Source organism: Oceanobacillus limi, assembly GCF_900111445.1.
Lineage (GTDB): Bacteria > Bacillota > Bacilli > Bacillales > Amphibacillaceae > Ornithinibacillus > Ornithinibacillus limi.
The window spans coordinates 14897-38764 of record NZ_FOHE01000013.1; the positions used below are offsets into that span (position 1 = coordinate 14897).

Consider the following 23868-nt stretch of genomic DNA (forward strand, 5'->3'; position numbering starts at 1 on the left):
TCCTCTAAGTAGAGTGGACGGCTTTTTATATGCAAAAAAGAGGAGGTTATATGATGACAACACAAATTTCATCAATGGAGAATGAGCTAGACCAATTAATTCGTGAGACGTCAAAGGGGCTATCATTAGACATTACGGCATATAAAGAAAGGGTTTTTCGGGGAATTAAACCAGAAGCATCAATGGATAAGACAATAGATCTATTAATCAAACATGCATTAGAGAATATAGATGAAGCGAATCCAGATTGGACCTATCTTGCTAGTCGTCTCTATTTGCAACAGCTATATAAGAGAGCAGCTACGAACCGGAATTATGAACAGAAGGATAAGTATGGAAGCTTTTATCAATTAATAAAGAAGCTAACAGAGGAAGGAATATATACGGAGGCATTATTACATAAATACACAAAACAAGAGATTCAACAATTAGAAAAAATTATTGAGCCGAGTAGAGATCTACTATTTAATTACTTAGGCTTATATACCTTAACTACCAGGTACTTAGCTACTGATCACAACAAAAATACGTATGAATTACCACAGGAGCGTTGGATGGTGATTGCCATGCACCTTATGCAGAATGAAGCCCCTGACAAGAGAGTGGAATTGGCTCAAGAAGCCTACTGGGCGTTAAGTAATCTGTATATGACGGTAGCAACGCCAACCTTAACGAATGCAGGAAAAACGCATGGTCAATTATCTAGTTGTTTTATCGACACGGTAGATGATAGCCTGCAATCCATTTATGACAGTAATACCGATATCGCGAAGCTTTCGAAAAATGGCGGTGGCATTGGTGTTTACATGGGGAAAATTAGGGGCAGAGGGAGCTCTATTAAAGGGTTTAAAGGAATGTCAAGTGGTGTGGTTCCGTGGATAAAACAGTTAAATAATACCGCAGTTAACGTTGATCAGCTCGGTACAAGAAAAGGTGCTATTGCGATCTACCTAGATGTTTGGCATGTGGATATTGAGTCTTTCCTTGACTTGAAGCTAAATAATGGAGATGAGCGAATGCGTGCCCATGACATTTTCACTGGAGTATGTCTACCAGATTATTTCATGGAGCAAGTAGAGAACCGTGGAGATTGGTATTTATTTGATCCACATGAAGTTCGCCAAGTTATGGGGTATTCGCTAGAAGACTTTTATGATGAAGCAAATGGTCGTGGCCAATGGCGAACGAAATATGAGGAATGTATTGCTTCAGAATTATTAACCAAAAAGAAAGTCCCTGCTATTGAAATCATGAAGCGAATTATGAAATCGCAGTTAGAGTCAGGCACACCATTTATGTTTTATCGCGATGAAGTAAATCGCAGGAATAGTAATCCACAGAGTGGCATGATTTACTGCTCGAATTTATGTACGGAAATCACACAAAATCAATCTCCAACAGAATTTCTTGAGGAGTATGTGGAGAATGAAAATACGATTGTTCAGAAGTATAAAGCTGGTGATTATGTCGTATGCAATTTAAGCTCTATTAATCTAGGGAAAGCTGTTCCAGAACAAGTTCTTGAACGTCTAATCAAGATTCAGGTTCGAATGCTTGATAATGTTATTGATATTAATACGTTGCCAATCAAACAAACCCAGTTAACGAATCAGAAATACCGAGCAATTGGTCTTGGAACATTCGGATGGCACCATCTATTAGCAGTGAAAAATATCAAATGGGAATCCAAAGAAGCGGTTAACTTTGCCGATGATTTGTATGAAAAAATTGCTTATTTAACAATAAAAAGTAGCATGGAAATAAGTAAGGAAAAAGGGAGTTATCCTGTATTCGAGGGAAGTAAATGGAGTACAGGTGCATACTTTAACGAAAAGGGTTATACCGACCAGAAGTGGCTACAACTTCAACAAGATGTTCAGGAGCATGGAATTCGAAATGGTTATTTAATGGCAGTAGCACCTAACTCAACAACAGCGATGATAGCGGGATCTACGGCAAGTATAGATCCGATATTTAACGTATTTTATAACGAGGAGAAAAAGGATTTTAAAATCCCTACAACACCGCCGGATTTAAATCATCAAACCTATGATATTTACCGCCGATCTGCCTACATTGTAGATCAACGGTGGTCGATCCGACAAAATGCCGCCAGACAAAAACATATTGACCAAAGCATATCGTTTAATTTTTATGTCCCAAATACCATCCGTGCATCCGTTTTATTAGATCTTCATCTGCAGGCTTGGAAGGAAGGGTTAAAAACAACCTATTATGTTCGTTCTACTTCTAGTGATATTGAAGAATGTGAGTGGTGTGCAAGTTGAGGGCTTTAGTTGCGTATCTATCTTATAGTGGGAACACAAAAGAAGCGGCTGAATTAATCATGCTTCAACTCGAGTCAGCGTATTTCCATGTTGACATGCATCGTATTGGAATTGACCCACCGATTGATGCAAAAGCTTATGATGTTATTTTTATTGGTACTTTTACATGGGATATGGGAAGTACCCCTGATGAAGTAAAAGATTTCGTACTTGAAATTGGCTATAAGCCAGATCATGTTGCTCTGTTTGGGACAGGAGATACACAATTTGGCGGAGACGATCTATTCTGTAAGGCAGTTGATAAATTAGTGTCCTTCTATCAAAGCAGATGGGAAGGCTTAAAATTGGAGCAATCTCCAAGAGGATCTCAGGAAACAATCATAGAACAATGGGTGGAAGGAGTTATACAACATGTCGGAATCCTTGCTTAGCAAAGCGAAAACGTTAGAGCCATTATATCCAAATAAATCAACAGGACTGTTTGGTGGAAAATCAAGTGGCATTCTAAACTGGAATGATATTGCTTATCCTCATTGGTACAAAATGTATAAGCGACTTATCGGAAATTATTGGCAAGCTGATGAAATTAATATGTCTAGTGATATTAAACAATTTTCTCAGTTAACAAGGGAGGAGCAAGACGCTTATTTGAAAATTATCGGTTTATTATCCACATTGGATGCACCGCAAACAAGAACAGCTTTACTTTTGTCATTATATGCGACAGATCCATCGGTTCAGTCGATAATGGCCGTGATCGCCCAGCAAGAGGCTGTGCACAATGAAAGTTATTCCTATGTGTTGTCGTCTGTTGTGTCCCTTGATCAACAAAATAAAACCTTTCAGCTTGGCAGACAAGATTCTGTTTTACTAGAAAGAAATAAGAATCTAGTAGAACAGTATAATGCATTTGTCGAGGAGCCTAGCATGGAAAATATCTTAAAGACGATGGTGTATACATCCTTGCTAGAAGGAATGTTCTTCTATTCAGGATTCGCATTTTTCTATCATTTAGCTCGTCATAATAAAATGGTTGGTACATCAACAATGATTAGTTATATCAATCGTGATGAGCTTGAGCATGGGCGATTTATAGCAGAGTTATTTCGAGCAACGCTCGCAGAAAACCCTGAATATAATACGAGTGAATTTACCGATTGGGTGTATACTCACTTTGAGACGTCTGTTGAATTGGAAATGAAATGGTCAACGTATGCCTTAGATGAAGTGGAAGGTATTGATTTAGAGGAAATGGAAGGTTATATCAAGTATCGAGCCAATAAAATGCTACGAATGATGGGACTAAGTGAATTGTATCCAGAGCATGTTGATAATCCAATGAAGTGGATACGGGCCTATGTCGATAATTTTGATGGAACAAAAACAGATTTCTTTGAGCAGAAGTCACGTCAATATACGAAGACAAGTGATTTAAATGGCTTTGATGATTTGTAGCAATAAAAATATACTTTTCTGAAAATTACCCGTTAAGCTTCCGCCTTATATGCTAAAATGCTGATAAAGGGGGGAGTTGGATGAGAATTAGGGAATATCAATCTACAGATGAAAAAGGATGGCTGCGATGTCGGGTTCTATCATTTCTCGATACAGCTTATTATGATAATGTTCTTACCCAAAAAGAGACCTATGAAAATCCTTCGATCGAACTAGTGACCATTGAGGATGGGATGGTTGTTGGTTTAATAGATATTGAATATGAACAAGAAGAACGTACTGTTTGCTCACAAGGTGTTGGACTAGGCGGAATGATTTGGCATATCGCTGTTCATCCAGACTATGGGAGACAAGGGATTGGTAGTGAGTTATTATTCGCTGCAGAGGAAGTTGCCAAACGGAAGGGGTTAAACCGTCTGGAAGCATGGACTCGCAATGACGAGTGGGTCAACAATTGGTACGAGAAAAATAATTTTCATAAAATCGATTCTTACCTTCATGTATATATGGAGGGGAGCCAAGAACTCAAAGATAGCTTAAAAAGTGAAATACCTTCTTTATATCCAGTTCAGGCATTTGCTCACTACACTGGAAAAGAAAAGGATAGTATAAAAGAACAATAGTACATGAATGTATCGGATATGTAAAAACATTACATTTAGGCAGTCCAATGACAAACAATGTCAAGAACTAAAGACATATAACAGAAGGAGGAGCTATTTCAAAGCTGAAGTAGCTCCTCCTTCTACTAATTACCCGAACGAAATAATTAAAACAATTTGGAATTGAAGTCTGTGATTTCGCGAGATTCTCTTCCAACCCAATTATTGTAATAAATAGTTCTGTACACCATTTTTAATTGCTTTTGCAACACTACTTTGAAAGTCGTCTGTTTGAAGTACTTGTAGTTCATTGGTGTTTGTAATAAAGCCTAATTCAACTAAAACAGCAGGAATGTTGTTTTTTCGTAAAACTCGGTAATCATCTTGAATCATACCGCGGTTTCTAAGCGTAATTTCCGTGTCCAGCGCTGAATGTATTTCTTGAGCTAATTTTAAATCATCCCCATAGGAGTGAAAATAGGTGTTAAATCCTCCTACAGTATCCATGGAAAAAGAGTTAAAATGAATACTAACAAATGCGTCTGCATTACTTGTGTTACTAATATGAATTCGTTTGTTTAAAGAAACAAAATAATCTTCTGATCTTGTTAGAATCACCTTGGCTCCAGTTAATCGCAATTGTTCTGCTAGCTTATTTGCTGTTGACATGATTAAATCTTTCTCTCTCACACCATTCTGGCCAATTGCACCGGGATCTTTTCCTCCGTGTCCAGGATCAATGACAATAGTGAAACCCTTTAAAACCTTATCGGTTACCTCACTTTGCTGCAATTCCTGTGGGACTAAATACGCTGCAGAAACCCATGCAAAACCCCCATTGAACTCGGTTAGGAACCAACCGGACGCTTCATCGATTACGTTGATTTTTTCTCCTTTATGTAGTGCACCGACTATTTCGCCATTAGTAGATGGGGTAACTCTCACATTTAGTGTGTTGGCAATCACCTCATACGTTTCTTCGTTCTTGGCATAGGTAGAAAGGGTTAACAAATAAATCATAAGAAAAAAAATAAATAAGGCTGCAATCCTCTGTAAGACTTTCATGTTTATCTCCTTACTTTATCCCGCATATAACTGGCAGGCCGACATAAATGCGACGTCCTGTCGCATTGTCGGCACTAGCACGTTCTGTGCGTTGGAAGACCTCCACTTCAAACCTACGAGGTTAAGTGGGGTGGAAGCTGCGAGTAAATGTATGTTTGTTCATCCAACAATCAGTGGTGGATGAAGAAAACCCCACTGATTGAAGATTTACTTTAAAGTTTAAAAAACAGTACCAATACTTAAGATTGTCCTTAATCAACTATTTTTAAACACCGTTTAAAAAGGAAATTTTTGCAGGGAAAGAAAGGAGGATTGTCGAATAGGTAAAAAAACTTATTAGAATTACGACGAATTGTGCCGTTTTTCCTACAAAAGTAGAGGAGCTGTTTAATCGATGCTCAAGCGTAAATATACAGATCACAAAGATTGGAGTCGAATTATACAACGGGATTACGTTCAAACTCACATGGATACGAAAGCGTATAAAGGGTATGTTAGTCTATTAACAATGCACAGTGTTACACATCCATTAACGTTTTGCTACGGGAAGAAAAATGTTTGTATTGTCGACAATGGATATAGTTGGCTACAGCATTTTCCTGAAGAAAAATATTATTCCATAACAACAGCATTTGATGAAGAAGGAGAAATTGTTCAGTGGTACATTGATATCATAAGAGAAAGTGGCATAGAAGACGATCGACTTTGGTTCGATGATTTGTATTTGGATATTGTCGTGTTGCCAACTGGAGAAGTAATTTTGCTAGATGAAGAGGAGCTGGAGGAAGCCTATAAGAAAGGAGTAATTAATGATAGGCTATACCAGTTGGCTTGGAGAGAAGCTAGATCTTTGATGAAAATAATAAAAGAAGGAAACTTTGCATTACTAGAATTAACGAAGAAGCATCGTATGGAGTTACTGCAGATGTAAGGCAGGATGTTCTAGCTATTTTTGAAACGTTAATATAACAAAATTCGTATTACTGAATGAGGAAGTCATTTGCTAATAAACAACACGCTTAGATATGGTAGTAGAAACTTAGTTAATTCTTCACCGAAAAATGTTTTCGCAATAATAATCGGAATAATGATAAAATAAACATTATATGAATCTTACATAATAGGGGGACTAATTGTGGATGAACAATTTAATCGGTCGAAGGGGTTTGGTGAAATACTGGATCACACCTTTCGCCTGTGTAAACATCATTTCTCTAAATTATTTTTAATTTTTCTTATCATTATCGGTCCATTATATTTATTGGAAGCATTACTATTATTTATGTCAGGAACCAGCTTCTTTCGGCATATGGGAACTGGGAGCAATTTGTTTGAACAAGTCATATCTGGTTATGATGAGACACTGTATAATTCGACAGTTGGCCAAGATGTTTTTCTTGGGCTAGCTATGTTAGTCTTGGCGCCAGTAGCCTATGCTGCTGTTTTGATTTCTTTAAACTTACTAAAATATAAAAAAGATTTTACGCCAAGTCAGGTTATTAAAAAAGCCTTTTCGAAATTTTGGCCCATCTTTGGAAGTAGCCTTTTATTTGGAGTCATCGTATTTAGTTTAATTTTTGGCTTGTTTATGATTATTACGATTCCAGGCTTTATTGTTGGATTAATCCATCCTGTTTTAGGTTTTATTTTTGGAGCTGTATTCTTTTTAGGCATCGGTCTTGTTTTGGCACTACTCCTAACAAGGTGGAGTTTTTATCTGGCTGCAACTGTTTTAGAAGAGGATATGCCAGGATTAGCAAGAAGTTGGCGATTAACTCGTGAAAACACATGGAAGGTATTTGGACTATATATCGTTATTGGATTGATTACAGCTGTAATTGGAGTTGCGATTGAAGGAGTATTTACATTTATCCTTGGAAACAGTGTATTATTTACCATTATTGTGAACGTAGTGTCTATCCTAACTTCGATGATTTTTGCTGTAGCTTATGCGGTTATTTACTTTGATTTGAAGTTTAGAGAAGACGGAGAAGATTTACAGGAATTAATTGATGATTATAAACATCAATAGGAAAGAAATGCCTTTATTGTTAGGTGGTGGATAATGGATCGTGTAGAAAAGGCTAGAGAAGAGCTAGAAGAAATTTTAAGTGATCAAGAATACCGAGTTTATTATGAGGATAATAGAAATTTTTTAGAAATACTCTGGGATAACGTTACTTCTTGGATTGGTGATCTATTTTCTAATTGGTTCTCATCATTAAATCCTGCGAATGGATTTGCAAGCTTTGTTCTTTTTATGATTGTTATCGTTGTTCTTGTTTTGGTCGGAATGGTTCTCCTACTTTCAATCCGTTCTATTAGGCGAAAAAGAGCTTTACGGGATCATCAACCGTTAAAAGTAATGAATCAAATGGATTGGTCTGTGGAACGTCATCTTTTGGAAGCGCGAAAACAAGAGGAAGCAAAGAACTATACGCTTGCTTTACGTCATATGTTCCTTGCATTACTTCTAAATTTTCATGAAGGAAAATGGCTTGTTGCCAAACCATGGAAAACAAATTGGGAGTATTTTGATGAACTACAAAGAAAAGACAAAAACCGTGCAGAAGTATTTTTCCAGCATGCCCATTTGTTTGACGAAGTCGTCTATGGTAAACGACCTATTGGAGAATCAGAGTATGTTGGATATCGAAAAGAAGTAGACCAATGGATACAGGGGCAAAGTACGGATTGTGTCCAAAAGGAGGGATAGAAACAATTGTCGAAAATGATAACAAGCAAAAAGACAGTAGTTTGGCTAATTCTTTTGCTGCTCATATTCATGCTCCTTAGTTATTTCCTTGTATCTAAGCAGCCGGAGGAATATCCTAGCTATGTTTCAAACTCCCCTTCACCAACTGGTACTAAAGCGTTATATACATATTTGGAGGAAAAAGCAGATTCACTGGACAGATGGTCTCATCCACCGAACCTCTTAGCGAAACAAAATGAAGGACAATTGCTCGTGATGGTAGAGCCGTTTTTTGTACCAGAACGAGATGAAATGGATGCGTATACTTCTTTTATGGAAGCTGGAAATACCGTCTTGCTGTTGACTTATAATCCAGATGGGATGTTTGGAATGAAAACAGATCCTATCATGAAGGAAGCTGATGGTGGATCAGTTATCCGAGACAGTAATGGAAATGAATATGATGCTACACTTAATTCTTCCGTTCGAATAAGAGAGGAACCAGATGATGCGGTTTTATTAAAGGATAGTGAAGGTATCATAGCATTAAGGAAATCGATTGGAGAAGGAAGTTTAATTGTAGCTAATGCGCCAAATTGGCTAACAAATGAATTTATCTTGGATGAGGACCATTTACAGTTATTTTTCAATCTAGTCCAAGGAGATTGGAATACCATTTTGTTTGATGAGTATATTCATGGTACTGGTCATGCACCTACCATTACAACGCTTTATCCGAAATGGCTATTGGTTATAGGACTACAAGCACTCTTATTAACAACGTTTTGGCTATGGTATCAAGGAAAGCGTTTTGGTCCGATTATCACACCAAGAGAAAGCGTCGTTCGTTTTGGGAATGAACGTATTCGAGCATTGGCAGCATGGTATAAGCGTGGAAGTAATTATAGAGATTCTTTCGCAATTCAAGCGGATTACGTAAAGGTTCTATTACAAGAAAAATGGGCAATCCCATACAGGAAAGATTGGACAGAAGTTACGGATTTGTTAAAACAAAAAAGCGTTCATGTGTCAGAAAAAGATATTAATAGTATAACAAAGCTTTTAGGTAGCGAATCAATAACTAAACAAGAATACGTACATTGTTCCAAAAAATTAGATCAACTACGGAGAGAGGTGGAGGAAGGATGAATCACCAGTTATCGTCCTTAATAACTACATATGAGAAACGGATACTTGGTCAAACGACGAATTTGAGACTTATGCTATCTGCCATTCTAGCAGGAGGGCATGTTCTTTTAGAGGGTGTTCCGGGTACTGGTAAAACGCAAATGGTTCGTACATTATCAAATCTATTGGGTGGCAACTTTAATCGTATTCAGTTTACTCCTGATTTACTTCCTAGTGATATTACAGGAAGTGCAATATTTAACTTAAAGGAAAATACGTTTGAAACCATAAAAGGGCCCATTTTTTCAAACATATTGCTAGCAGATGAAATTAACCGCACTCCTGCTAAAACGCAGGCAGCATTGCTCGAAGCTATGGAGGAAAAGCAAGTAACAATCCAGGGAGAAACATATCAATTGCCAGAAGTGTTTTTTGTTGTTGCAACACAAAATCCAATAGAATTTGAAGGTACTTATCCACTGCCAGAAGCTCAGCAGGATCGATTTTTATTCAAGCTACACATTGATTTTCCTTCCTTGGAAGATGAGACAAATGTGTTGCGGAATGTAATGAAAAGCCATGATGAAGACGCATTAGACAGTGCTGTTCTCGACATGAAGACGTTTCAAGAAATTCAGTTGGCTATCAATGATATAACGCTAAGCGATGATATTTTAGATTATGTAATGAAGCTTGTAAGGAAAACGAGAGAATCTGAGTCAATTCGATTCGGTGCTAGCACTAGGGCTGCAATTTCAATTGGTAAAGCTGCAAAGGCCTGGGCATATCTAGCAGAGCGGAATTATGTAACTCCAGACGATGTAAAAATGGTTGCGAAGCCGGCCCTACGCCACCGGATACAGTTAGCTCCACATATGGAATTGGAGGGAGTGAGTCTTGACCAAGTTATTCAAGAACTTATTGGCGCGATTCCTGTTCCAAGATAAAGGTATTTTACCAACAAAAAAGTTTCTATTAATCTATTTAATTGGTTCAATTTGTTTAGTTGGTTTAGCATTTTTCGGAGTGTCTTGGCAAACGGTGTTTATAGGTAACGTTTTATTTATTTTAACTAGTTTAATGGACTTACTTCGTTCACCAAGGAAGAAATATATTAGCATTACACGTCACATGCCAAATGAGATGGAGCGAGGTAAATGTTATCAAGTTACGATCCATTTTGAAAATAACGCTCTTTATTCATGTAAGTACCGACTTGTTGATGGGATTCCACAGTCATTTCAAAGTCAGTTTCCCATAGAAGGGGAGATAAATAGTAAAACGCGCAGTAGTATTAGCTATAAAACGAGAGCGTCGGTACGAGGAGACTATCCTGTCAATAAAATATATGTTAGGTTTTCTAGTTTAATGGGGCTATGGGAAAAACAAATCGTGGTAGAGCAAAAAAATGCCGTAAAAGTGATTCCAGATTTATCCGAAACAAAGCGATATTTGGAGGATGCACAGCGTTATTTAATGTACGATGGTGATAAAATTCGGAAGCAAAAAAAGGGCACGGGTGAATTTACTAGAATTCGCAACTATGTTATTGGTGATGATCCACGTAAAATTAATTGGCGACAAACGGCGAAGCTACAAGAAGTTATGACAAATGAATATGAACCAGAGCATGGCAAGTATATTACGATATTAATAGATTGTGGCAGGATGATGGGTGTCGAATTAAAAATAGGGAATCGCTTAGAAAAGGCGATGGAAGCATCCTTAACGGTTGTTGCAGCTGCATTAAAAAATGGGGATTATGTCGGAGTGATTGTGTTTTCTAAGGGGATCGATGTATATGTTCCGCCTGCTAAAGGAATGGATCAGTTACAAAAAATATTACAGGCTATCTATAATGTGAAAGTGGATGCAAGTGAATCCAATTATGCAGCGGTAATGAACTATCTACAAATGGTTCAAAAGAAACGTAGTCTTATTTTATTATTTAGTGATATTCATACTTTTTTACACGATGAAACAACACTGCTATATTTGAAACGAATTCGAAGGCGACATTTATTTTTCATGATTGGAGTAGAGGATGAAGCTTTATTATCCGAAGCCCAACAGTTACCAGCTGATGTTCACAGGGCCATGACGAAAAGTATGGCGCAACAGCAAGTCCTATTCAAAAAAAGAGAAAAGGCAAAATGGGAATCTCAAGGATTAGTTATGATTGAAGCAAAGGAAGAAAAGCTTGCAGTAGAGGCGGTTTCTTATTATATCCGTGTCATGAATCAAGGACTCATTTAGAAGGATATGGAAAGAAGTAGGTGGAATAATGAATTTAAAGCAATTTGTTAAGCAGCACCGCGAGGATTGGAAGCGACTAGAAGCATATATCACAATGCTTCATAAGAAAAGAAAAAAGGTTAGCGGCCAGGATATTGATTCGTTTCATCAGCTTTATCAAAAAGCAGCTCAACATCTTTCCTACAGTCAAACCTATTTTCCAACAGATGACGTAACAGCTTATTTAAATGGCCTCGTTTCCAAATCGCATAATATCCTGTATAAGGATCAAATGACTAGTTTTCAACAAGTACGCTATTTCTTTCGGTCCAAGTTCATCGGTTTGCTACTGGAACAATGGAAATATGTCGTAGTTGCAATGATGCTTTTTATTGTTGGTGGATTAGCGAGCTTTTTATCGGTTATGAATGACCCCCTTCATTTATATTCGATAATTTCTAGTGATATGGCATATGGTGTCGATCCAGAAAGGCTGGGAGCTGGACATGATTCGATCGATTCCTCCTTGATGTCTGCGGAGATTATGACAAATAATATACAAGTGGCAATACTTGCATTTGCCAGTGGGATAACTTTTGGATTGTTAACCGTTTATCTCCTCATTTACAATGGTATATTAATAGGTGCACTAGCTGCAGTATTTTGGCATGCTGGAATGAGTTATGAATTTTGGGCATATATTGTTCCGCACGGTATGATCGAATTGGTAGCTATATTTATTGCTGGTGGTGCTGGCTTATTAATGGGACATAAATTATTTGTGCCAGGCTTGTACTCACGTAGGTATCAATTAAAAGTACAAGCAAAAAGATCCGTACAACTATTTCTTGGTACCATACCATTATTTATTATCGCTGGTATAATCGAAGGTTTTATTACACCATCATCATTATCGTTAGAAATGAAGTATTTGGTAGCGTTCCTTACGGTCATTGGACTAATTGTGTATATCATTTATGGAAAGTTGTCATTAGAACGAAATAGGCGTGTGAAAATAGATTAAGAGAAAAAGAGGGATCCTAATGGTACAGGAGCAAATTGATATTAAAACACCGGAATATGTTTCCCTCCAGTTTAAGTTAGCTGGACTTGGTTCAAGGGCTTCAGCAATGATTATCGATCAGGTTATTTTATCTATCGTTAATGTGATTATCGTATTGATCGCAATGTTTACAACAACAAATGACTTCATGCTAGTGCTGGAACCGGGTGTGTTTGTTGCTGTAGCCATTATTATTGTGTTTGGACTTTATTGGGGTTATTTCTTTGTAAGTGAGTACTTTTTCGGTGGGAAAACAATTGGTAAGCATCTCATCGGAATTCGTGTTATTCAAGAAAATGGCCATAGTGTGACCTTACTGTCAGCTATTATTCGAAACCTATTACGTATTATTGATATGCTACCGACAAGTTATTTCCTAGGTATTATTTTAGTGTTCTTTCATTCGAAGCATCAACGATTGGGTGATATGGCTGCTGGTACCATTGTGGTTCATGAAAGGAAAGCAAAAGCAAATAAGAAAAGTCCTATAGAAAAGGAAATTGAAAAAAGGGGACTTACAAAAGATAGTTATCCAATCGAAGAAACAGTTATCCGATCTCTTGGTGAGAAGGAATGGAATTTAGTTCGGACATATAGCATTAATCTAATCGAATTAAATGAGGTATCTAGAAGAAAATTAACAAAAGAAATGGCAGAGATCCTACTACCAAAAGTGAATATAGAAGTTCATGGTATTTTGACAGACAGAAAGCTAGAAGATGTATTGCTTGTCCTATATCTTCATATGAAGGAAGAGTGGGAGTTTGAGTTATAACCAACCTGTTGTTATCTTTCTATTTAGTGGATCCTCGTCCCGTTAGTTGTCGTTGAATGGAACGAGGATCTACCTCGTAGGATTATAGTGGAAGTCTAACACGTACAGGACGTCGCGTTTGTGTCGGCCTACCAGTCTAAGCAGGACAAAAAAAGAGACCCGAATTGATTCAATTTTTATTGGAATTTGAATCATCATTCAGATCTCCCTTACTTCGTATTCTTTTGTATAGCTTCATAAAATTGCTTTTCGATTACGAAAACTAAACCAAATTTAATCCATTAAGAACGGATCCACTTCCATATTTCTCCTGGTGTGGCGTTCTTTCCATACATTAAGATTCCCACTTTAAATATCTTACCTGCCAGTTTCATAAACAACCAGATACTAATAATTAATACAACCAATGCAATAATTATTTCCACCCATGGCCATTCCTCAAGGGTTGTTAGTCGCATAATGAGAACCCCTGGAGCAGTGAATGGGATATACGTACCAACTTTAGCGATCATACCACTAGGATCACCGATGACTGGTCCAGCAATAATGAAGGAGATAAATGGTAGCATCATAACCATTCCTTGGAAATTGCTTGAAGTACTCATATCAGCCATTGTTGCTCCTAACCCAACGAAGATCGCGGAGAAAAGGAGGTAACCTAAGATAGCGATACCAACCAATAATAATGTTTCAGGAACAAGTAGATATTCAACAATTGGCATATCCAACTGCCATAATGCTAATGGAACAGCAAACAGTAATAAAACGACAACCTGAATCATTCCAAGTACAAAATAGCCGATAATTTTTCCTTGCATTAACTCTCCTGGTGTTAGAGAAGACAAGATGATTTCAGCAATTTTATCTTTCTTTTCAAGGGAGGCACTTTGGAAAATCATCATACCAGTAATAACGATTGCAAATAGTATAACACCTGCAAAGATCCCTGGAACAATACGCTCCAATTCGTCTCCAGCTGCCACTTCCTCTTCAGACTCTCGGGTCGTTGCATCTTCTTCGACACTTGTCTGATCCTCAAATACAACTCCTTGTGATATGGTAGCTAACTCTTCTTCTGTTAAACCTAACTGTGCGATTCGCATTCCTTGAAGCGGCTCGCTAAGCTGTTGTACTTGCATTGAAAAGTATGGATCAATCTCATCCGTCGTATATACAGGTACAATACCATCGTCCAAAACGCTTTCGGTTAAGAAGATATAAGCAGTATCTTCATTATTTTCTAGTTCATTTTGAACTTCATCCTCGGTTAAATCTGTTAAATGAAGATCCCAATTTAACTCATACATGTCTGCCGTGTCTTGTAGGCTAGAAAATGCTTCAATTTGATCATGAACAAAAACGGTTGTTGAGTCGGTCTCATTCTCAGAGTCGCCATCCAACAGGTTTCCTATTAAGAAGAAAACAAGGAAAATAACAGGTGTTAAAAACAATCCAATGACAAAGGTCTTATTTTTTAAATTTCGCTTAATTTCCCATTTGGCTACTTTCATCGAATTACGCATTTTCTTCACCCGCTTCCTTTAATAAATTCTTATTTGTTGCAATATCAATGAAGATCTCGTGTAACGAGATTCGGTTTAATTTTAGTTCATTAATGACCACATTTTCTGGCAACTCTTTAATCCATTTTGTTGGTTGGATATCTTTTTCTAAAAAGAGAATGGATGTATCATCTTTTTGTTCTACCCTCTGTACTTGAGAGATTTTTTCTAACATAGCAGCATCATTATTCCCGTGGATCGTACATTTAAAGTTAGCATATTCCGTTTTGACATCGTCCAGTGTTCCGTAGATAACTTTTTGCCCGTTTTGAATCATAAAAAGTCGATCACACATTTCTTCTACTAAATTCATTTGGTGCGAGGATAACAAAATAGCTGTTCCATTATCTGCTAAATGACGAATTTCATCTTTAAATAACTCTTGACTAACAGGATCAAGCCCTGAGAATGGTTCATCTAAAATTAATAATTCTGGCTCATGTAGAATCGAACCAATAAACTGTACTTTTTGTCCCATTCCTTTTGAAAGTTCTTCTACGGCAACATTTTCTGTACCTTCTAAATCAAATTTTTGAAGATATTGTTTGGCCCGTTCTTTTGCTTTATCAAGCGGGTAATCTTTTAAATCTGCTAAATAAAGCAAAATATCCATAACTTTAACATTTTTATAAAGGCCACGTTCCTCCGGTAAATAACCAATTTTATGTCGAGGGATTTCTTTGCCGTTATTATTATGGAAGGTGATTGACCCTTCATCAGGGTACATAATTCCCATGATATTACGTATTGTTGTAGATTTACCTGCTCCATTTGGTCCTAAAATGGCCATGATTTCGCCTTTTCGTACATCAAAGGAGATATTTCGAATTGCTTGTTTGTCTTTAAAGGATTTATTAAGTCCTTCTACGGTAAGTAATTTCTCCAACCGTATTCACCCTTTCCGTTATTGATCTTTGTTTTTAATAAATGTAAATCTATCTTTGTTTGTATAAAACCTACCATATTATACCATTCCTAGTAAGGAAGCGCTTATTGAATTTTAATGGGATACCAACACCGTCCTTTTCAGCGTGTATATGAAGATGTGGTTCTGAGGTGTTTCCAGAGTTCCCAACCTTGCCAATGACGGTTTCCTCTGTTACTGCGTCGTCCACTTCGACAGAAATACTCCCTTTCTGCATATGTGCAATATAAAGGATTGCTTCACTTTGCTCACACTGAAGTGCGACATAGTTTCCTTCTGGTTGTTCAGGATTTGAATCAGGTGGTATGAGATCGGAAAGACCATCCCTTGTTTCCACAACATTTCCTTCACATGGGCTGTATAAATTATCACCGAATATCGCATATTTTTCGAGCTCATCCGGATAAATTCCAGATGCTCGTGTACCAAGTGAATTCAGTTTGACTACATCAAGTGCATATTGTTGCGGTTCATAGGCATGATGATAGTTTATCATCTCGTGACTACCACCTTGGCCGACATAGTAAACGCCATCTTGTAATGGAAAATTTAATTCGATCGCATCATCACTCGTAAATAACCCGCTGATCGATAACGTACTATACATTCCAAATAGGAAAGCCAAAACAAGGTTTATCCCGACTGAAAGCCTATGCTTGGATTTTGATTCGATTTTAACTTCTTGATGCTTTATCTTTCTCCAAGATAAAAAAGTAACAATGATTAGTAGCAGTGGAAAAATAATTCGTAAATAATAACTCAACCAATCCCATGGCCCAGAAAGGAATAGCCATATAAATACGGTCCAAGCAGTTAGAAGAAATGTAACCCACTCTAATTTGCTTTGAACCTTTGCTTTCCAAAGGATTATAAGAAACCCGATTGGAAGCAATAAATTAATTACAAATACTTGAATGATCGAAAAGGTCATTCTTATGTCACCTCATCATTTGTAGTTTCAATTGGCTTTAATAAGAGAGAAACAATATCTTCTAAGTCGAGGGAAGTTCGTTTTGTCCATTGCATGCCCTCATCCATTAGAAAAGCTTCTGTTCGGTCCGCTTGATTTGAAATAAGCTGTTGATCCGTACGTGAAATCTCCCCAGGTATCGTGTGATTTGGAAGAGGGGTCGTATTCTGTATCCAATAGCTTTTATACTTTTCAAGTAAGGCATCTTTCTCATAGTTGCCAATCATATTACCGTTATGTAATACGAATAAGTAATCGGAAAGTTTCTTAATATCTTCCATTTGATGGCTTGAAAATATAATAGAACGATCTCCTTGATCCATCCAATGGACCAATATATCAATAAGATGTTTTTTAGATGGAATATCCATAAAGGATGTAGGTTCATCTAGTATTAATAAAGGAGCATTCCTAGGAATGGTTAACGCTAGATTAAGCTTTTGCTGCATCCCTTGTGAGAGCTTATTAAACTTTTTGTTTAAAGGGATTTGGAAAGTAGAAACCATATTATGGAATAGGTCTTCATCCCAATCTGGATATAGGGATGCAATAAAATCTTTTAGTGTTTTTCCATTAAATGCGTCCCACCCAATCACCGTTTGGGGCTGATAGGCAATGTGTTTTTTCCAACTTTCATCTTCGCCATAGACCAAAGTACCGAACAGCTTTACATTACCTAAATCTGGATTTACTAAATTCATGATTAACTTAAGAAGGGTACTTTTTCCAGAGCCATTGTTACCTACAATGGCAGTAATAGTTCCTGGTTCTACCCTTAAATCAATCGGGCCTAAATGGAAATCATCGATTTGTTTTTTAATGTGCGTAATCTCTGCAATGTACTCCATGGTTAATCTCCTTTCTCTTTACGATGGTTGTTCATGATTTCTTGGAATAACTCTTCCACTTGGGAAGCGGTATACTCGTAGCTAAGAGCTGTTTCTACGGCCCTTTCTAAAGTGTTACGGACAGTAGATTCTTTTACTTGTTTTTTTAAGGAATCTTCAATTTCTGCAACGAAGGTCCCTTTTCCTTGTAGAGTTTTAATGAAACCTTGTGCTTCCAGGTTTTGATACGCCCGCCTTGTTGTAATGACGCTGACCTCCAAGTCCTTCGATAAGGACCGGATAGAAGGGAGTGATGTTCCTGCTCGTAAGTTTCCGCCGGCAATTAAAGCTTTTAATTGATGTTCAATTTGGTGATAAATCGGTTCCCGAGAATCCTGGGAGAGTCGGATTGGCAATTCCACAGTACCCACTCCTTTCTATTGGTATGGTATGAATCGTGTATAAACATGCTTTAATAATAATCCATTCGTTTCAAAGATTTTTCCATTTTTTTCTGCCAATAATTTATCCCAAGGATTGCAAGAAAAATAGATGTCATGGTAACAATTAAAGGGTATTGCTCGATAAGAATCATGGAGCCCCCTACAATGCTATACGGAAAAAGAAGTGGGAATGAGACAATGCTAACTGCTACTACAATAAGAAAACATATTCCAATTAAAGTATGTATTTTGTTTTTATCTTTTGCCATCCTACCAACTTCAATCGAATTAATCCCTAAACCAACATAAACTCCAAATGATAGCCATGTGACCATAAAAAGTAAATACGTGAATGGCGATATATTGAACCATGAAAACCTGGATGATATAAGGTACATGGTAAGCAATGAGACAAATTGAATTGGAAAGGAAAACAGAAAGTGTACAATCATCCTACTCCTTATAATTGTTTTCTCACGTATAGGAAGCTGTGTCAGCATAACCATGGAAGGTGAAGCTTGAAAGCTACCATTTATCATTTGAAATTGAAAGGATTTCGGTTTGCACCAGCTAGGGACAAATGTAAACAATAATATAAATAGGACATCGGATACACCCGATCCTGGTTTGTCTACCCAGAAAGGCATTGCAAGTATTAAATACGTATAGAATATAAAAATGGTAAGTAAAGAAAGAACACCTCGCCACGACCTTTTCAATTCAAAGCTAGCAATCCAAATAGCTTGTTTCCAGTCTTTCATTCTTATTTTCTCCTTTATAAGTAATCAGTATCTCTTACTAAACGTAACATTTTTCTATTTGAGAGCATGGTTGTTAACGCAGTGATGAAAATAGTTACACATGTTGTTATTAATGGCCATTCTTGTGCCAAGAAAATCGAACCGTCTATCAAGCTATATCCAGTAGATTCATGAAGTACCCTTAACAGAATCGTTACGATAAAATAAGTGAATAATCCTATTAAAAAGTGCCGATACTTGGAAGGGTTTATTCGGATATCTATCTTTACAAGAACACCATCAACGAGGATTCCAAACGAAATCCAAAACAAAAGAAAAGGAGTAAGCATCTCAATCGTTAGTAATTTTTGTAATGGAGAAAAGAGACAGATCCCAACTAGTAGAAATAACTGAAAGGGTATCGTGTACATAAAATAAATGATAAATCTACTTTTTATAAGAATATCCTGATTAATTGGTAAATGTAAGTTCATGACAAATATAGGTGAAGCCATTACGTTATCATTAATGATTTTATTTTGTAGTTCTTTTGGTTTAATCCATGACAAACCTAATAGATAAATTAGTAAAAATAGTGCTTCATGTCTGAGTTCATTATTTGAGATGAACCATTTCATTAAGAAAACGCATATGACTAACGAAATAAGTAAATAGCTCAAGAAAGCTAAATAGGTCTTATATTTAAGGGCTTTAATCTCAAAAAAAGCCAATGAAAATGCCTGTTTCCATGTATGTAACAAGATTCTCTCCTCCTTATAACTGTTATACTGTGTATATCTATATAAACAGTATATAATATCGGGCTAGGTTGTCAAGGGTCAATTCGCAGGGTTTGTTCAATTTTTTGTCACAAACTAAAATATATTGTGAAATAATGAGCAAAAGGTATTTACGAATGTTTAATTAGATGGTAAGATCTAATTGTAATAAGGAAACACACTTACAATATATTGTGAAATGTTGAACAAACTATACAAAAATTACATCAATCAAAGGAGATGGAATTAATGATGAATTTCATTCGAACAAACAAGTACTTTGCAGGATTATTAGCAATCATTCGTATATACATCGGTTATAGCTGGTTTACAAGTGGCTGGGGCAAGGTAACAGGCGGAGGATTTGATGCAAGCGGATTTTTACACGGAGCAGTAGCCAGTGCAAGTGGGGAACATCCAGCAGTACAAGGCTGGTGGGCGGCTTTCCTAGAAGCTGTCGCAATTCCAAATGCAGAATTATTTAGCTTTTTGGTAATGTGGGGCGAACTTCTAGTAGGTGCAGCATTAATCTTAGGAATCTTTACGAACTTTGCAGCATTAATGGGAATCACGATGAACTTCGCATTCCTGTTCAGTGGAACAGTAAGCACGAACGCACAAATGGTATTGTTAACTGTCTTCTTAATCGTAGCAGGGTTTAATGCAGGACGTTATGGCTTAGATCGTTGGGTAATTCCATTATTGAAAAACAATACACCTATAAATAAACGGGAGAAAAAACAAATAGCTATCGCGTAAATAAAAAACGGATCCTCATCCAAAAGATGAAGGTCCGTTTTTTATGATCAACAAACATATTCGGCTAGTACACTTTGTACTTTATAGATGTTTAACTGTTTATTAAAAGTTTTTTCAATAGGTGTAGCACTTCCAGATACATATAATTTTAACTCGGCATCTAGATCAAAGGTGCCTGCTGTTTCTACTGAAAAATGTGTTATATTTTTGTAAGGTATGGAATGATACTCCGTTTTCTTACCTGTTACTCCTTGCTTATCCACTAATATGAGCCGTTTGTTCGTAAAAACAAATAGATCTCGAATCAGCTTGTAGGCGTGCTCCACATTTTCGGTTGGTGCAATCAATTCCTTTAGTTCTTTCTCTGCGGTCTTATTGTCTATCTCGGATGCATTTCCCATCATACCATCAAATAGCCCCATGAAAAATCCCTCCTTAGTTTCGTACACTATTTATTATAGCATTACAGAAGGTATTTATCCCACATAAAACTAGGGCAGTAAGCTTTCTACCCTGGGGTTCTTATGAGTAAATTAAATTAATTTTAGGTGTGCCCGTCATTGTCCATTTCCTTCATCTAACAATAAGTGAGAATGGAAGAGATCCTCAGTTTATTGAAGATTCCTGATATGGAAATCAGAAAAAAGTGATGTTTATTCCAATTTAAACCTGTAAAGAATGGAAGGTGAATACAACTCTTTACATGGAGGTAGTGACATGAAATTTAGAAAGTTGTTGTACACAGTCACAATGTTATTTATTATGACTGCATGTGGGAATACAGATAATCAAGAAGATATTCAAGGTCATGATGAAGAAGATCCAGGCATTGAAACTATGAGTGCTCAGGAAGATTCAGATGAATCGTTAATCGTGTCGTTGGTAAATACGAGTGGAGATCGAATCGGTGATGCGGTGCTAGAACAAAGACAGGAAGGGGTTTATATAACACTGGAAGCAACAGAGCTAACTCCAGGTATACATGGATTCCATGTTCATGAAGTAGGGAAGTGTCAACCTCCAACTTTTGGATCGGCAGAAGGACATTTCAATCCAATGGAAGCCAGTCATGGATTTGACCATCCAGAAGGGCCCCATGCAGGTGACCTTCCAAATATTAAAGTAGCAGAGGATGGAACCGTAAAAGCAGAAGTGTTAGCGGAGAAAGTGACACTGGAAGAGGGAAAAGAAAACTCCCTACGAAAAGATGGTGGCACGGCATTAATGATTCATTCCGGGGCAGATGACTACAAATCCCAACCGGCAGGCGATGCTGGAGAGCGAGTCGCGTGTGGTGTGATTGCTGAGTAAATAACCAAAGACCTTCATAAACTGAGGGTCTTTTTATTTATTGCATAAAAAAGAAAGTACGAAATGAATTTTGATAGAAATTAACAAATTATCTTGACATTTATGTTAAAAGGTAACATAATGGTGTTAGAAAATAACATTAAGCATATTTTTAAAACAAAGGGAGGGGTGTTCCAATGCAACCAACCGAGCGTAGAGATTGGGTGTTGCAAAAGGTGAAGGAAGATGGAAAGGTAGAAATCGACGTTCTTTCAGAGGAACTAAATGTTTCACCGATGACCATTCGTAGAGACTTGGATCAGTTAGAAGAAAGTGGTCAGGTAATTCGAATACACGGTGGTGCTGTTTTACCGAAACCACTCATTACGGAAACCCCTTTTTTAACGAAAGAAAGTAGAAGAATGGAGCAAAAGAAAGCGATAGCGAAAAAGGCTATTTCTTATATAAAAGAAGGTCAAACTATTTTGCTGGATTCAGGAACTACTACTTTAGAATTAGCTAGATTATTACGGGAGCGAGTCAATATCACCGTAATAACGAATGACATAAAAATTGCAGCTGAATTAGTTGATAGCCCATTAAAAGTAATTGTTACTGGTGGGGAGCTGCAAAATGATGTTGGAGCCTTATTTGGACCACAGACTCATCAATTATTAAAAACAATTCATGTTGATCTATTCTTCTTAGGAGCACATGCGATTGATGTAAAAGCAGGCGTGACATCCCCAACTTTTGAAAAGTCACTAGTGAAGAAATTAATGATTGAAGCTGCAGAAAGTATATGGCTGGTAGCTGACTCTAGTAAAGTTAATCAAAAAGCATTTTCCAAAGTAATTGATTTAAAGGATTTAACTGGTTTTATTACGGATGATGAGATATCAACTGAATCAAAGAATAAGTTGTCTGAGTTAATTGAGATTATTTAACAAATGAGGTGAGACATCATGAAAGTCGGGGTAATAGCTGATGACTTAACAGGAGCAAATGCTACTGGGGTACGTTTGAGTAAACAAGGATTCTCCTCTGCTACTGTAGTTTTTGGAGATGAAATACCAAATACACAAGGGTTAAACGCGGTGTGTATTGATACAGATTCCCGTTACGCACCGGATGAGATTGTTATTAACCGAGTGAATGAAGCAATTAAGAGTTTTCAAGACTGGGAAGCAAAAATCATCTGTAAACGAATTGATAGTACGGTAAGAGGAAAAATTGGGTTAGAAATTGATACTGTTCTTGATTCTGTGGATTCAAATAGTGTAGCAATTGTTGTGGCATCTTTTCCAGACTCGGGGAGGATTTCATCTGGTGGCTATTTGTTGGTCGATGGAATACCTGTTCAAGATACGGATGTGGCAAAAGATCCTGTTATGCCAATTACACAGTCACATATACCAGGGTTAATAGCAGACCAAAGTAAATTCAATGTTGGTCATATTGGTTTGGATCAAATTTTAGCAGGTGGAGAAAAGCTGCGTACTGCAATAATCCAACATATAGACAATGGAAAACGAATTATCGTGATTGATGCTGTTACGGACGAAGATATTGAAACCATAGCTGAGTCGATGGTGGATATACAAAACGTACAGCTTGTTCCGGTCGACCCAGGGCCATTAACCGCAGCTTATGCCAAAGCGTATTCGCATCAATTAGTAGAACAAAGCAAAGTCATTGTGACAGTAGGAAGTGTTACATCGTTATCTGGTCGTCAACTGCATTATCTTAAGGAGAAGACAAACTCAACTCCTGTATATGTTTCTGCAGAAAAACTAGCTACCTTAAAGTCTAGTTGGGAAGATGAGGTTGATCGAGCAATTGAGGTAGCATTAGAACGAATCGAGCAGGACGATGTGCTTATTATTACCACTCATGAAGAAGGTGCTGGTCTAGTAAACTTCAAAGCTATTGCGGAACAAGAAGATACAACGCAAGATGCCTTAGCGAAGCGCATTACAGATGGCTTGGCTAAAATAACTAGACGTGTTCTAGAGAAAACGGATTACCAAATTCAAGGTTGTTTCACTAGTGGGGGCGACGTAACGGCTTCCTTATGTGCGTTGAGCATGGCATCTGGAATTAAGTTAGAAGATGAAGTGCTACCACTCGCTGCTTATGGAACGCTAATAGGTGGTCACTTTCCAGGATTACCAATCGTCACAAAAGGCGGAATGGTAGGAGATAAAAAGGCGATTTATGCAAGTGTGAAATATTTACGTACAAAAACAAACAGGAGGGAAAAGTAA

General features: G+C 37.2%; 25 protein-coding genes. 16 read left to right on the forward strand and 9 right to left on the reverse strand.

Translation table 11 applies throughout. The features are described from left to right. The first annotated feature begins 50 nt into the window (after positions 1-50). The 4 genes from BMX40_RS13565 (at position 51) to BMX40_RS13580 (ending at position 4366) form a co-directional block, all read left to right on the forward strand. On the forward strand, positions 51-2288 hold the full coding sequence (locus BMX40_RS13565) for a ribonucleoside-diphosphate reductase subunit alpha (protein ID WP_425287860.1): 2238 nt from the start codon (positions 51-53) through the stop codon (positions 2286-2288). Next, complete coding sequence (locus BMX40_RS13570) at positions 2285-2719, forward strand: flavodoxin (RefSeq protein WP_244513553.1); 435 nt, start codon at positions 2285-2287, stop codon at positions 2717-2719. The genes BMX40_RS13565 and BMX40_RS13570 overlap by 4 nt, the downstream gene beginning before the upstream one ends. Then, positions 2700-3743: a ribonucleotide-diphosphate reductase subunit beta gene (locus BMX40_RS13575; protein ID WP_090870813.1), complete on the forward strand. Its 1044-nt coding sequence runs from the start codon at positions 2700-2702 to the stop codon at positions 3741-3743. Before BMX40_RS13570 ends, BMX40_RS13575 begins: the two co-directional genes overlap by 20 nt. Before the next feature lie 80 nt (positions 3744-3823). Continuing rightward, complete coding sequence (locus BMX40_RS13580) at positions 3824-4366, forward strand: GNAT family N-acetyltransferase (protein WP_170840799.1); 543 nt, start codon at positions 3824-3826, stop codon at positions 4364-4366. Between the two features lie 201 nt (positions 4367-4567). On the opposite strand, the gene BMX40_RS13585 is transcribed toward BMX40_RS13580, so the two are convergent. Beyond that, on the reverse strand, positions 4568-5410 hold the full coding sequence (locus BMX40_RS13585; protein WP_244513554.1) for an N-acetylmuramoyl-L-alanine amidase family protein: 843 nt from the start codon (positions 5408-5410) through the stop codon (positions 4568-4570). Between the two features lie 394 nt (positions 5411-5804). Between BMX40_RS13585 and BMX40_RS13590 the strand changes: the two genes are divergently transcribed. The 8 genes from BMX40_RS13590 to BMX40_RS13625 all read left to right on the forward strand — a co-directional run bounded on the left by BMX40_RS13590 (position 5805) and on the right by BMX40_RS13625 (position 13306). Then, complete coding sequence (locus BMX40_RS13590; RefSeq protein ID WP_090870815.1) at positions 5805-6341, forward strand: ribonuclease FAU-1 family protein; 537 nt, start codon at positions 5805-5807, stop codon at positions 6339-6341. A gap of 204 nt (positions 6342-6545) precedes the next feature. Beyond that, positions 6546-7442: a DUF7847 domain-containing protein gene (locus BMX40_RS13595; RefSeq protein ID WP_090870817.1), complete on the forward strand. Its 897-nt coding sequence runs from the start codon at positions 6546-6548 to the stop codon at positions 7440-7442. A gap of 33 nt (positions 7443-7475) precedes the next feature. Further along, positions 7476-8126 carry a DUF4129 domain-containing protein gene (locus BMX40_RS13600; RefSeq protein WP_090870819.1) on the forward strand — a complete coding sequence of 217 codons (651 nt, stop codon included), beginning with the start codon at positions 7476-7478 and terminating at the stop codon, positions 8124-8126. A gap of 15 nt (positions 8127-8141) precedes the next feature. Further along, positions 8142-9254: a DUF4350 domain-containing protein gene (locus tag BMX40_RS13605; protein WP_244513557.1), complete on the forward strand. Its 1113-nt coding sequence runs from the start codon at positions 8142-8144 to the stop codon at positions 9252-9254. Next, complete coding sequence (locus BMX40_RS13610; protein ID WP_090870823.1) at positions 9251-10180, forward strand: AAA family ATPase; 930 nt, start codon at positions 9251-9253, stop codon at positions 10178-10180. Before BMX40_RS13605 ends, BMX40_RS13610 begins: the two co-directional genes overlap by 4 nt. Next, on the forward strand, positions 10131-11489 hold the full coding sequence (locus tag BMX40_RS13615) for a DUF58 domain-containing protein (RefSeq protein ID WP_090870825.1): 1359 nt from the start codon (positions 10131-10133) through the stop codon (positions 11487-11489). Before BMX40_RS13610 ends, BMX40_RS13615 begins: the two co-directional genes overlap by 50 nt. A gap of 28 nt (positions 11490-11517) precedes the next feature. Then, positions 11518-12492 (forward strand): stage II sporulation protein M, encoded by a 975-nt coding sequence (locus BMX40_RS13620; RefSeq protein WP_090870827.1) that lies wholly within the window; start codon positions 11518-11520, stop codon positions 12490-12492. A gap of 19 nt (positions 12493-12511) precedes the next feature. Continuing rightward, positions 12512-13306, forward strand: a complete 795-nt coding sequence (locus tag BMX40_RS13625; RefSeq protein WP_090870829.1) for an RDD family protein — start codon at positions 12512-12514, stop codon at positions 13304-13306. Between the two features lie 281 nt (positions 13307-13587). Here BMX40_RS13625 and BMX40_RS13630 read toward each other — a convergent pair whose 3' ends face one another. From BMX40_RS13630 to BMX40_RS13660, 7 genes are all read right to left on the reverse strand, one after another. Next, a complete protein-coding gene (locus BMX40_RS13630; RefSeq protein WP_090870831.1) occupies positions 13588-14829 on the reverse strand; it encodes an ABC transporter permease in 1242 nt (413 codons plus the stop codon). Continuing rightward, positions 14822-15754, reverse strand: a complete 933-nt coding sequence (locus tag BMX40_RS13635; protein ID WP_090870833.1) for an ABC transporter ATP-binding protein — start codon at positions 15752-15754, stop codon at positions 14822-14824. The genes BMX40_RS13630 and BMX40_RS13635 overlap by 8 nt, the downstream gene beginning before the upstream one ends. Positions 15755-15824: 70 nt before the next feature. Beyond that, positions 15825-16724 (reverse strand): M23 family metallopeptidase, encoded by a 900-nt coding sequence (locus tag BMX40_RS13640; RefSeq protein ID WP_090870835.1) that lies wholly within the window; start codon positions 16722-16724, stop codon positions 15825-15827. A gap of 2 nt (positions 16725-16726) precedes the next feature. Further along, positions 16727-17611: an ABC transporter ATP-binding protein gene (locus tag BMX40_RS13645; RefSeq protein ID WP_090870837.1), complete on the reverse strand. Its 885-nt coding sequence runs from the start codon at positions 17609-17611 to the stop codon at positions 16727-16729. 2 nt (positions 17612-17613) lie between these two features. Beyond that, positions 17614-18012: a GntR family transcriptional regulator gene (locus BMX40_RS13650; protein WP_090870839.1), complete on the reverse strand. Its 399-nt coding sequence runs from the start codon at positions 18010-18012 to the stop codon at positions 17614-17616. Positions 18013-18062: 50 nt separating this feature from the next. Continuing rightward, positions 18063-18794, reverse strand: coding sequence for a hypothetical protein (locus BMX40_RS13655; RefSeq protein ID WP_090870841.1), 732 nt, complete (start codon positions 18792-18794; stop codon positions 18063-18065). A gap of 14 nt (positions 18795-18808) precedes the next feature. Continuing rightward, a complete protein-coding gene (locus BMX40_RS13660; RefSeq protein WP_090870843.1) occupies positions 18809-19534 on the reverse strand; it encodes a hypothetical protein in 726 nt (241 codons plus the stop codon). A gap of 267 nt (positions 19535-19801) precedes the next feature. Between BMX40_RS13660 and BMX40_RS13665 the strand changes: the two genes are divergently transcribed. Next, the gene (locus tag BMX40_RS13665; RefSeq protein WP_090870845.1) at positions 19802-20311 is read left to right on the forward strand and encodes a DoxX family protein; all 510 of its coding nucleotides are present in this window, start codon (positions 19802-19804) and stop codon (positions 20309-20311) included. Positions 20312-20358: 47 nt separating this feature from the next. Here BMX40_RS13665 and BMX40_RS13670 read toward each other — a convergent pair whose 3' ends face one another. Beyond that, positions 20359-20733, reverse strand: a complete 375-nt coding sequence (locus BMX40_RS13670) for a PH domain-containing protein (RefSeq protein ID WP_090870847.1) — start codon at positions 20731-20733, stop codon at positions 20359-20361. 295 nt (positions 20734-21028) lie between these two features. Between BMX40_RS13670 and BMX40_RS13675 the strand changes: the two genes are divergently transcribed. The 3 genes from BMX40_RS13675 to BMX40_RS13685 all read left to right on the forward strand — a co-directional run bounded on the left by BMX40_RS13675 (position 21029) and on the right by BMX40_RS13685 (position 23868). After that, positions 21029-21622 carry a superoxide dismutase family protein gene (locus tag BMX40_RS13675; RefSeq protein WP_090870849.1) on the forward strand — a complete coding sequence of 198 codons (594 nt, stop codon included), beginning with the start codon at positions 21029-21031 and terminating at the stop codon, positions 21620-21622. A gap of 176 nt (positions 21623-21798) precedes the next feature. Then, positions 21799-22548, forward strand: a complete 750-nt coding sequence (locus tag BMX40_RS13680) for a DeoR/GlpR family DNA-binding transcription regulator (protein WP_090870850.1) — start codon at positions 21799-21801, stop codon at positions 22546-22548. Positions 22549-22566: 18 nt separating this feature from the next. Further along, on the forward strand, positions 22567-23868 hold the full coding sequence (locus BMX40_RS13685) for a four-carbon acid sugar kinase family protein (protein ID WP_090870851.1): 1302 nt from the start codon (positions 22567-22569) through the stop codon (positions 23866-23868).